We start from the raw sequence: 10,584 nt of genomic DNA, 5'->3' as shown, positions 1-10,584 counted from the left end.
TGTCCCGCCCCCCCCCCCCGGCCCCCCGCGGCGCGTCCTACCGCCCCCCGCCCCAGCCGCTGCCCCCCTCCCACCCCGGGCCCGGGGGGGGGGGCCCCCCCCCCGCGGGGGCGGCCCCCCGCCCACGCGCGCGCGGCACGGCAGGATGGGCGCCCGTGACCGTCATCCATGTCCCCGGTTCCAAGTCCGTCACCGCGCGCGCCCTCTTCCTGGCCGCCGCCGCGAACGGCACCAGCACCCTCCTGCGCCCCCTGCGGTCGGACGACACCGAAGGCTTCGCCGAAGGGCTCACCACCCTCGGCTACGAGGTGGTGCGGGAGGCCGAGGCCTGGCACATCACGGGCCGCCCGTCCGGGCCCGCCGCCACCGAGGCCGACGTCTACTGCCGGGACGGCGCGACCACGGCCCGGTTCCTGCCGACCCTGGCGGCGGCCGGCGCCCGCGGCAGCTACCGCTTCGACGCCTCCGTCCAGATGCGCCGCCGCCCGCTGGCCCCGCTCACCGAGGCGCTGCGCACACTCGGCGTCGACCTGCGCCACGAGGCCGCCGAGGGCCACCACCCCCTGCGCATCGAGGCCGCCGGCATCAAGGGCGGCGAACTGACCCTGGACGCCGGGCAGTCCAGCCAGTACCTCACCGCGCTGCTGATGCTCGGACCGCTGACCGCGGAGGGGCTGCGGATCACGGTCACCGATCTGGTGTCGGCGCCGTACATCGAGATCACCCTCGCGATGATGCGGAGCTTCGGCGTCGAGGTCACCCGCGGCGGCCCGGGCGACACGGTCTTCACGGTGCCGCCCGGCGGCTACCGGTCCACCACGTACGCCATCGAGCCCGACGCCTCCACGGCCGGCTACTTCTTCGCGGCGGCGGCGCTCACGGGCCGTGAGGTCACCGTCCCCGGCCTCGGACAGGGCGCCCTCCAGGGGGATCTGCACTTCGTCGACGTGCTGCGCCGCATGGGCGCGGACGTGCACATGACGGCCGACGCCACGACGGTCCGCTCCACCGGCCCGCTCCGCGGCCTCACCGTCAACATGCGCGACATCTCCGACACCATGCCCACACTGGCCGCGATCGCTCCCTTCGCCTCGGGGCCGGTCCGCATCGAGGACGTCGGCAACACCCGGGTCAAGGAGTGCGACCGGCTGGAGGCGTGCGCCGAGAACCTCCGGCGGATGGGCATCACGGTCACCACCGGCCCGGACTGGATCGAGATCCTGCCGGGCACCCCGCGGCCGACGGAGATCGCGACCCATGGCGACCACCGCATCGTCATGTCCTTCGCCGTCACCGCTCTGCGGACGCCCGGCATCACGTACGACGACCCCGGCTGCGTACGCAAGACGTTCCCCCGGTTCCACGAGGTCTTCGCCGGGTTCGCGGAGCTCCTGAACGGGTAGGGCCGCGGGCCGGAACGACCTCCGGGCGCGAGCCGGTGCGGGGCGGCTAGGCTGCGCGGCATGATGTCCGCCTCCGACGTGCTGTCCGTCCTGTCCGTGGTGCGCGAGGCCGGTGCGGATGTGGTGATCGCCGGAGGCTGGGGTATCGATGCGCTGCTCGGTGAGGAGACCCGCGGCCACAAGGATCTCGATCTGCTGCACCGCCGTGAGCAGGAGCCCGCTCTCGTCGCCGCCCTGACGGCGGCCGGATACGCTCAGACGCTCGACTGGCGCCCCGCACGGTTCGTCCTCAGCCACCCGTCCGGGCTGGAAATCGACCTGCATCCCTTGCAGTTCGCCCCCGACGGGTCGGCGGTCCAGTCCTCGCTCGATCCGCAGAAGCCGTTCCGCTACCCGGCGGAGTGCTTCGTCACCGGAACCATCGGGGGGACGCGGGTGCACTGCATCTCGGTCGGGCAGCAGGTCGAGTTCCATCAGGGATACGAGCCCGGCGAGGCCGACCTGCACGACATGGACCGGCTCCGCAGGGAGTTCGGTGTGGCCACACATTTCTGAGCCGCCCGGCCGGTGACCTCGACCGACGGCATGCGGCACGATCGGGCACCGGCCCACGCGCACGACGAAGCACCAGGGGAAACGGGGACCAGGGAAATGGGGACAGGCATGTACGGGGTGAGGAACCTGCGGGGCGGACTGCGCCGGCCGGCGGTCGTGGGGATGGTGGCCGCGATGGCGCTGGGCATGTCCGCCTGCGGCAGTGACGACGACAGCCCGGCCGGCTCCGCCGGTGCGAAGAAGGACGGCAAGGCCTCGGCCGCGCCCTCCGCGCCCGCGGCACCCGACGAGGCACGCCTGAAGGCCGCGTCCTTCACCGACGGCGAGAAGGTCGGCACGTACACGGCGTCCGAATACGTCCTCGACGGCCCGTTCGGCGACGCGTACACCGCCGTCCCCGACGGCTGCCAGCCGCTGGTCAGCCTCTCCGGCGAGGTCAGCGACCCGGACCCGGCCGCCCAGGTCCAGCGCCAGGTCGACGTCCCGGACAAGATGCTCGGCGTCACCGTCGACGTCACCCTGCGCAGCTACGCGAAGGGCGGCGCGGCCACCGTGATGAAGGCCCTCGACAAGGCCGGCCGTGACTGCGCCGGCGGCTTCACCGAGCAGCGGGCCGTCGCGGCCGCGAAGTACCTGAAGGTCGAACCCGCCAAGGCCCCCGCCTTCGCGGCCGAGGCCGACGAGGCGAAGGCGTACCGCTTCACCATCCTCGACGTGAAGGGGAAGGAGAAGCTGTACGAGTACCTGACCGTCGTGCGCTCCGGTTCCACGACGCTCGCCTTCCGGGCGGAGATCATTTCCACCGAGGACATCGGCGGGGTGCCACCCGAGGTCATGGCAGCCCAGTGGGCCAAGTTCCGTGCGGCGAAGGGCTGAGGGCTCGATGAGCGAACAGCGACGACGCGGCGCGAGGGGCGCGCTGTCCACGCACACAGCCGATGCGGCCACAATGGGGGGCATGAGCGACAGCCCCGCCCCCCTCGCCGACCCGCACCTCGTCTTCGACGCCGTGGAAGGCCGCCGGGATCTCGTCATCCTCGGCTCCACCGGGTCCATCGGCACCCAGGCCATCGACCTGGTGCTGCGCAACCCCGACCGCTTCCGCGTGACCGCGCTCTCCGCGGCGGGCGGCCGGGTCGCCCTCCTTGCCGAGCAGGCACGCCAACTGAGGGTGCGCACGGTCGCCGTCGCCTCACCCGATGCGGTGCCCGCCCTGCGAGAGGCGCTGCGCAAGGAGTACGGGGAGGGGGAGCAGCCTCCCGAGATCCTGGCCGGACCCGACGCCGCGACGGAGCTGGCCGGCAGCGACTGCCACACCGTGCTGAACGGGATCACCGGCTCGATCGGCCTCGCCCCCACCCTGGCCGCGCTGAAGGCGGGCCGCACGCTGGCCCTCGCCAACAAGGAGTCGCTGATCGTCGGGGGTCCGCTGGTCAAGGCGCTCGCCGCCCCCGGCCAGATCATCCCGGTCGACTCCGAGCACGCCGCGCTCTTCCAGGCACTCGCGGCCGGCAAGAGGGCCGATGTGCGCAGGCTCGTCGTCACCGCGTCCGGCGGCCCGTTCCGGGGACGTACCAGGAGCGAGCTCGCGGACGTCACGCGGGAACAGGCACTCAACCACCCGACCTGGGCCATGGGTCCGGTCATCACGGTCAATTCGGCCACCCTGGTCAACAAGGGTCTTGAGGTCATCGAGGCGCACCTCCTCTACGACATTCCCTTCGACCGGATCGAGGTCGTGGTCCACCCCCAGTCGTACGTCCACTCCATGGTGGAGTTCACCGACGGCTCCACCCTCGCCCAGGCCACCCCGCCCGACATGGGCGGACCGATCGCCATCGGCCTCGGCTGGCCGCAGCGCGTCCCCGACGCGGCGCCCGCCTTCGACTGGACGAAGGCCTCCACGTGGGAGTTCTTCCCGCTCGACACCGAGGCCTTCCCTTCCGTCGGGCTCGCACGGCACGTGGGCACGCTGGGCGGCACCGCACCGGCGGTGTTCAACGCGGCGAACGAGGAGTGCGTGGACGCGTTCCTGGCCGGGCGGCTGGCGTTCAACGGCATCATGGACACGGTCACGGCGGTGGTGTCCGAACACGGAACGCCTCCGGCGGGAACTTCGCTGACGGTCACGGACGTCCTTGAAGCGGAGGCCTGGGCACGGACCCGGGCCCGGGAACTCTCGGCCAAGGCCACCGCGGAGGCGCGCGCATGAGTATGACGACGATCCTGCTGACGATTCTCGGCATCGCCGTCTTCGCCGTCGGCCTGCTGTTCTCCATCGCCTGGCACGAACTGGGCCACCTGTCGACCGCGAAGCTCTTCGGCATCCGCGTCCCCCAGTACATGGTCGGCTTCGGCCCGACCGTCTGGTCGCGGAAGAAGGGCGACACGGAGTACGGGATCAAGGCCATTCCGGCAGGCGGCTACATCCGCATGATCGGGATGTTCCCGCCGGGACCGGACGGGAAGCTGGAGGCACGCTCCACCTCACCGTGGCGCGGCATGATCGAGGACGCGAGGTCCGCCGCCTTCGAGGAGCTGGAACCGGGCGACGAGAAGCGTCTCTTCTACACGCGGAAGCCGTGGAAGCGCGTCATCGTCATGTTCGCCGGCCCGTTCATGAACCTGGTCCTGGCCGTGGTGATCTTCCTCGGCGTCGCCATGACCTTCGGATTCCAGACGCAGACGACGGACGTCGCCGGTGTCCAGAAGTGCGTGATCTCGCAGAGCGAGAAGCGGGAGACCTGCAAGAAGTCCGACCCGGTCTCGCCCGCGCAGGCCGCCGGTCTGAAGGTGGGCGACAAGATCGTCGCCTTCAACGGCCAGAAGATCGACGAGTGGTCCGTACTCTCCGACAAGATCCGCGACACGATCGGCCCCGCGACCATCACGGTCCAGCGCGACGGCCAGGAGAAGACCCTCCACGCCGTACTCAAGAAGAACGCCGTGGCGAAGAAGGACTCCGACGGTGAGGTGATCCCGGGGGAGTACGTCTCCGCGGGCTACCTCGGCTTCGCGGCGCAGACGGAGATCATCCCGCTCTCCTTCGGCGATTCCGTCGTCCGCATGGGCGACATGATCGAGAACGGCGTCGATTCGATCGTCGCCCTGCCGTCCAAGATCCCCGACCTCTGGGATGCGGCCTTCAGCGACGGCGAGCGGGCGGCCGACTCCCCGGTGGGTGTCGTCGGCGCCGCCAGGATCGGTGGCGAGGTGATGACGCTGGACGTACCCGCGCAGAACCAGATCGCGATGATGCTGTTCCTGCTGGCGGGCTTCAACCTCTCGCTGTTCCTCTTCAACATGCTGCCGCTGCTGCCGCTCGACGGCGGCCACATCGCGGGGGCGCTGTGGGAGGCGCTGCGCCGGAACGTGGCGCGCGTCTTCAAGCGCCCCGACCCCGGCCCGTTCGACGTCGCCAAACTGATGCCGCTCGCCTATGTGGTCGCCGGGGTGTTCATCTGCTTCACCCTGCTCGTCCTGGTCGCCGACGTCGTCAACCCGGTCAAGATCTCCTGACCGGGACGTACACGGGGGCGCATGTACCCCGAGTGACGGCGGATGTGCACGGTGCGTCCGGGAGCCCATATTTTGCACGGGCACTCGGACGCGGTGTGCTTCACGCCGTGCTCGGTGCCGTAACCTCGAAGGCCGGAGCCCGCCGACTTCGGGACCTTGATCCACACCTTGGGGATGCTCAGCGCATGACTGCGATTTCTCTCGGAATGCCCACCGTTCCGACCCAGCTCGCCGTACGGCGGGTCAGCCGCAAGATCCAGGTCGGGTCGGTGGCGGTCGGTGGGGACGCGCCGGTTTCGGTGCAGTCGATGACGACGACGCGTACCTCCGACATCGGTGCCACGCTGCAGCAGATCGCGGAGCTGACGGCCTCGGGCTGTCAGATCGTGCGGGTGGCGTGCCCGACGCAGGACGACGCGGACGCGCTCGCGACGATCGCCTCGAAGTCGCAGATCCCGGTGATCGCCGACATCCACTTCCAGCCGAAGTACGTCTTCGCCGCGATCGACGCGGGCTGCGCGGCGGTGCGGGTGAACCCCGGGAACATCAAGCAGTTCGACGACAAGGTCAAGGAGATCGCGCGGGCGGCGAACGACGCCGGGACGCCGATCCGGATCGGCGTGAACGCGGGTTCGCTGGACGCGCGGCTGCTGAAGAAGTACGGCAAGGCGACTCCTGAGGCCCTGGTGGAGTCGGCGCTGTGGGAGGCGTCGCTCTTCGAGGAGCACGGCTTCCGGGACATCAAGATCTCGGTGAAGCACAACGACCCGGTCGTGATGGTCAACGCCTACCGGCAGCTCGCCGCGCAGTGCGACTACCCGCTGCACCTGGGCGTGACCGAGGCGGGCCCGGCGTTCCAGGGCACCATCAAGTCGGCCGTCGCCTTCGGCGCCCTGCTCAGCGAGGGCATCGGCGACACGATCCGGGTCTCGCTGTCTGCGCCGCCGGCCGAGGAGGTCAAGGTCGGGCTCCAGATCCTGGAGTCGCTGAACCTGAAGCAGCGCCGACTGGAGATCGTGTCCTGCCCGTCGTGCGGCCGTGCGCAGGTGGACGTGTACAAGCTGGCCGATCAGGTGAGTGCGGGCCTCGAGGGCATGGAGGTGCCGCTGCGGGTCGCCGTCATGGGCTGTGTCGTCAACGGCCCCGGCGAGGCGCGCGAGGCCGACCTGGGCGTCGCCTCGGGCAACGGGAAGGGCCAGATCTTCGTCAAGGGCGAGATCATCAAGACGGTGCCCGAGTCGAAGATCGTCGAGACCCTCATCGAGGAAGCCCTCAAGATCGCCGAACAGATGGAGAAGGACGGCATCGCCTCCGGCGAGCCCGAGGTCTCCATCAGCTGATCCCATGACACCCACGACAGCGCCCCGCCGGAGGATCCCTCCTCGCGGGGCGCTGTCCGTGAGCCAGGTCACCGGCATCCGCAGAAACGGTTCACAGCCACGAGCGGCGCCTCCCAGCCTCTTTGGGTACAGTGCGGAAATCAGCAGACCGCATGGTGAGGCCCCCTCGTGTTGACGCAGACCACCACCCGGGTCCTCGAACCCAGCGACCTCGGCGCCGCCCTCGCGGTGCTGGAGAGCGAACCCGTAGCCAACGCCTTCGTGACCTCCCGGGTCCAGATCGCAGGCCTCGACCCCTGGCGCCTCGGCGGCGAGATGTGGGGCTGGTACGCCGACGGCCGCCTGCGCTCGCTCTGCTACTCGGGGGCCAACCTCGTCCCCATCTGCGCCACCCCCGAGGCCGTCCGTGCCTTCGCCGACCGTGCCCGCAGGGCCGGCCGCCGCTGCTCCTCGATCGTGGGCCCGGCCGGACCCACCGCACAGCTGTGGCGGCTCCTCGAGCCGGGCTGGGGCCCCGCCCGCGAGGTCCGGGCCAACCAGCCGCTCATGGTCACCGAGAGCCCCTCCGCCGACGTGGCACCCGACCCGCTGGTCCGCCGCGTCCGCAAGGACGAGGTCGACGTCCTCATGCCTGCCTGCGTCGCCATGTTCACCGAGGAGGTCGGCATCTCCCCGCTCGCGGGCGACGGCGGACTCCTCTACCAGGCCCGCGTCGCCGAGCTCGTCGGCGCCGGCCGCTCCTTCGCCCGGATCGAGGACGGCAAGGTCGTCTTCAAGGCGGAGATCGGCGCCACCACCGCACAGGCCTGCCAGATCCAGGGAGTCTGGGTCGCCCCCGAATTCCGTGGCCGAGGCCACTCCGAGACCGGCATGGCGGCCGTCCTGCGGTACGCGCTGGCCGATGTCGCACCGATCGTCAGCCTGTACGTGAACGACTACAACACCCCCGCGCGCAAGGCGTACCGCCGCATCGGCTTCCGTGAGACCGGAGCGTTCATGAGCGTGCTGTTCTGATCCCGCCGGCCAGTCCCCGCCCGTACCCCGCACCCGGCCACGGACAGTAGGGTCTGCTCATGGCAGCAGCTTCCGGGGGCGGCCCCCACACTCCCAGCGTCCGGATCGAACCGATCGATCTTGCCGCGCGCGTGGACGAGGCGCTCGCCGTGCAGGCCGTCGCCTTCGGACTCGGACCCGAAGAGATCGAAGTGCGCCGCCACATCGTCCTCAGACATCTCGACCACCCCCGCGCCCGCGCGCTCGGCGCCCTGACCCCGGACGGCGCCCTCGCCGCGTTCGTCTACGGCATGCCCAACGAACGAGGCCACTGGTGGTCCACCGTCGTCGAGCCCTACCTGCGGGCCACCGGCTCGGCCGGCTGGCTCGACGACTCCTTCGTGATCACCGAGCTCCATGTCCACCCGGAGTTCCAGAACCGCGGCATCGGGCGCGCCCTCATCACCACCATCACGGACGCCGTCGACCAGCCCCGCTCGATCCTCTCCGCGATCGACACGGAGAGCCCGGCCCGAGGTCTGTACCGCTCGCTCGGCTACCGGGACCTCGCCAGGCAGGTGCACTTCCCCAGCGCTCCCACGCCGTACGCGGTCATGGGAGCACCGCTTCCACTGCTCCGCCGCGGGCACGCCTGAGACCGGCCGGCACATGGGGGGGGCGGCGTCGCGGGGCCGGGCACGCCCGCACGCCCATCCGCCGCGTTGTCGTCGGCCGGCATGGTCCCCGAGCCCCCGAGCCCCGAGCCCCCGAGCCCCGACCCCCCGGCTCCGCCCCGTCAGGGAGGGCCCATTCGCCATGTTCCGGCCCTCCGTCCCGCAGCTGCGCGCACCCAGCTCGGCTCCTTCCTGCACCCCCGTGTGCCGGCCGGTCCGAGGCAATCGATTTCCGCCCGCCCCCGCCACCCGGCTAACCTCCTGCACATCACCCTTCCGAGCAGGAGTTCATCATGGCCCAGGTCCAGCGCATGTCCCGATTGATGATCAAGACACTGCGCGACGACCCGGCGGACGCCGAGACGCTCAACCACAAGCTCCTCGTCCGCGCCGGTTACGTACGCCGCACCGCGGCCGGAATCTGGTCCTGGCTGCCGCTCGGCAAGAAGGTCCTGGAGAACATCACCCGCGTCGTCCGCGAGGAGATGGACGCCATCGGCGGCCAGGAGGTCCTGCTCCCCGCGCTGCTCCCCAAGGAGGCGTACGAGGCGAGCGGCCGGTACGACGAGTACGGCGACCTGCTGTTCCGGCTCAAGGACCGCAAGGGTGCCGACTACCTCCTCGGCCCGACGCACGAAGAGGTCTTCACCCAGGTCGTCAAGGACATGTGCTCGTCCTACAAGGACCTGCCCGTGATCCTCTACCAGATCCAGACGAAGTACCGCGACGAGGCCCGTCCCCGCGCCGGTGTGCTGCGCGGCCGTGAGTTCCAGATGAAGGACTCGTACTCCTTCGACACCACCGACGAGGGTCTCGCCGAGGCGTACCAGCTGCACCGCGCCGCATACATCCGGATCTTCGAGCGGCTCGGCCTCGACCACCGCATCGTCTCCGCGGTCTCCGGCGCCATGGGCGGCTCGGCGTCCGAGGAGTTCCTCGCGCCCGCCCCGGCCGGCGAGGACACCTTCGTCGACTGCCCCAACTGCGACTACGCCGCCAACACCGAGGCCGTGACCTACAGGGCGACCCCGGTCGACGGCTCGGCGACCGCCGCTGTCGAGGAGCTGGACACCCCCGACACCCCGACCATCGAGACCCTCGCCGCCCACCTCGGCGTCCCGGCATCCGCCACCCTGAAGAACCTCCTGGTCAAGGTCGACGGCGAGATCGTGGCCGTGGGCGTGCCCGGCGACCGCGAGGTCGACCTCGGCAAGCTCGGCGAGCACCTCACCCCCGCCGTCGTCGAGCTCGTCACCGCCGAGGACTTCGTGGGCCGCCCCGACCTGGTCCGCGGCTACGTCGGCCCGCAGGGACTTGAGAAGGTCCGCTACATCGCCGACCCGCGCGTCACCGCCGGCACCGCCTGGATCACGGGTGCCAACAAGGAGGGCAAGCACGCGAAGAACGTCGTCGCGGGCCGTGACTTCGAGGTCGACGACTACCTCGACGTCGTTGTCGTCGAGGCGGGCGACCCCTGCCCCAACTGCGGTGCCGGCCTCCAGGTGGACCGTGCCATCGAGATCGGTCACATCTTCCAGCTCGGCCGCAAGTACGCCGACATCTTCTCCCTCGACGTGCTCGGCCAGCAGGGCAAGCCCGTCCGCGTCACGATGGGCTCGTACGGCATCGGCGTCTCCCGAGCGGTGGCCGCCCTCGCCGAGCAGACCGCTGATGACAAGGGCCTGTGCTGGCCCCGCGAGATCGCCCCGGCCGACGTCCACGTCGTCGCCGCGGGCAAGGCGCTCCAGACCGAGCTCGCCCTCGACGTCTCCGAGAAGCTGAACGCCGCCGGCCTGCGCGTCCTGGTCGACGACCGCCCGGGCATCTCGCCCGGCGTCAAGTTCACCGACTCCGAGCTCATCGGCGTCCCGAAGATCCTGGTCGCCGGCCGCCGCTCGGCCGAGGGCGTCCTGGAGCTGAAGGACCGCCGCACGGGCGAGCGCGAGGAGCTCACCGTCGACGAGGCGATCGCCCGTCTCACCGAGCAGGGCTGACCACCACCCCGCCGTACGCCGGAGGGCGCCGCACGGACATCCGTGCGGCGCCCCCCCGCGGACGGGCGCGACACCCCCCCCCCCAACACCAGCGGGACGTAGCCCA

General features: G+C 70.9%; 9 protein-coding genes. All 9 read left to right on the top strand.

The genetic code is table 11. The annotated features are described in order from the left end of the window. Positions 1 to 155: 155 nt before the first annotated feature. The 9 genes from aroA to ABT025_RS38330 all read left to right on the top strand — a co-directional run bounded on the left by aroA (position 156) and on the right by ABT025_RS38330 (position 10,478). Complete coding sequence (gene aroA, locus ABT025_RS38370) at positions 156 to 1,403, top strand: 3-phosphoshikimate 1-carboxyvinyltransferase (RefSeq protein ID WP_351003358.1); 1,248 nt, start codon at positions 156 to 158, stop codon at positions 1,401 to 1,403. Positions 1,404 to 1,466: 63 nt separating this feature from the next. Further along, the gene (locus ABT025_RS38365; protein WP_351003361.1) at positions 1,467 to 1,958 is read left to right on the top strand and encodes a nucleotidyltransferase domain-containing protein; all 492 of its coding nucleotides are present in this window, start codon (positions 1,467 to 1,469) and stop codon (positions 1,956 to 1,958) included. Positions 1,959 to 2,066: 108 nt separating this feature from the next. Next, positions 2,067 to 2,834, top strand: coding sequence for a hypothetical protein (locus ABT025_RS38360; protein ID WP_351003357.1), 768 nt, complete (start codon positions 2,067 to 2,069; stop codon positions 2,832 to 2,834). A gap of 82 nt (positions 2,835 to 2,916) precedes the next feature. After that, positions 2,917 to 4,170, top strand: coding sequence for a 1-deoxy-D-xylulose-5-phosphate reductoisomerase (gene dxr / locus ABT025_RS38355; RefSeq protein ID WP_351003356.1), 1,254 nt, complete (start codon positions 2,917 to 2,919; stop codon positions 4,168 to 4,170). After that, complete coding sequence (locus ABT025_RS38350; protein ID WP_351003355.1) at positions 4,167 to 5,477, top strand: M50 family metallopeptidase; 1,311 nt, start codon at positions 4,167 to 4,169, stop codon at positions 5,475 to 5,477. Before dxr ends, ABT025_RS38350 begins: the two co-directional genes overlap by 4 nt. A gap of 185 nt (positions 5,478 to 5,662) precedes the next feature. After that, positions 5,663 to 6,817 (top strand): flavodoxin-dependent (E)-4-hydroxy-3-methylbut-2-enyl-diphosphate synthase, encoded by a 1,155-nt coding sequence (gene ispG / locus ABT025_RS38345; RefSeq protein ID WP_219571918.1) that lies wholly within the window; start codon positions 5,663 to 5,665, stop codon positions 6,815 to 6,817. 171 nt (positions 6,818 to 6,988) lie between these two features. After that, positions 6,989 to 7,831 carry a GNAT family N-acetyltransferase gene (locus ABT025_RS38340; RefSeq protein WP_351003360.1) on the top strand — a complete coding sequence of 281 codons (843 nt, stop codon included), beginning with the start codon at positions 6,989 to 6,991 and terminating at the stop codon, positions 7,829 to 7,831. A gap of 59 nt (positions 7,832 to 7,890) precedes the next feature. Continuing rightward, the gene (locus tag ABT025_RS38335; RefSeq protein ID WP_351003353.1) at positions 7,891 to 8,466 is read left to right on the top strand and encodes a GNAT family N-acetyltransferase; all 576 of its coding nucleotides are present in this window, start codon (positions 7,891 to 7,893) and stop codon (positions 8,464 to 8,466) included. A gap of 311 nt (positions 8,467 to 8,777) precedes the next feature. Next, positions 8,778 to 10,478 (top strand): proline--tRNA ligase, encoded by a 1,701-nt coding sequence (locus tag ABT025_RS38330; RefSeq protein ID WP_351003351.1) that lies wholly within the window; start codon positions 8,778 to 8,780, stop codon positions 10,476 to 10,478. Positions 10,479 to 10,584 lie beyond the last annotated feature (106 nt).

The sequence above is a fragment of the Streptomyces sp. NPDC002809 genome (assembly GCF_040295435.1).
Classification (GTDB): Bacteria; Actinomycetota; Actinomycetes; order Streptomycetales; family Streptomycetaceae; genus Streptomyces.
Note: the sequence above shows the minus strand (reverse complement) of the source record. Positions and strands in the feature narration are given on the sequence as shown.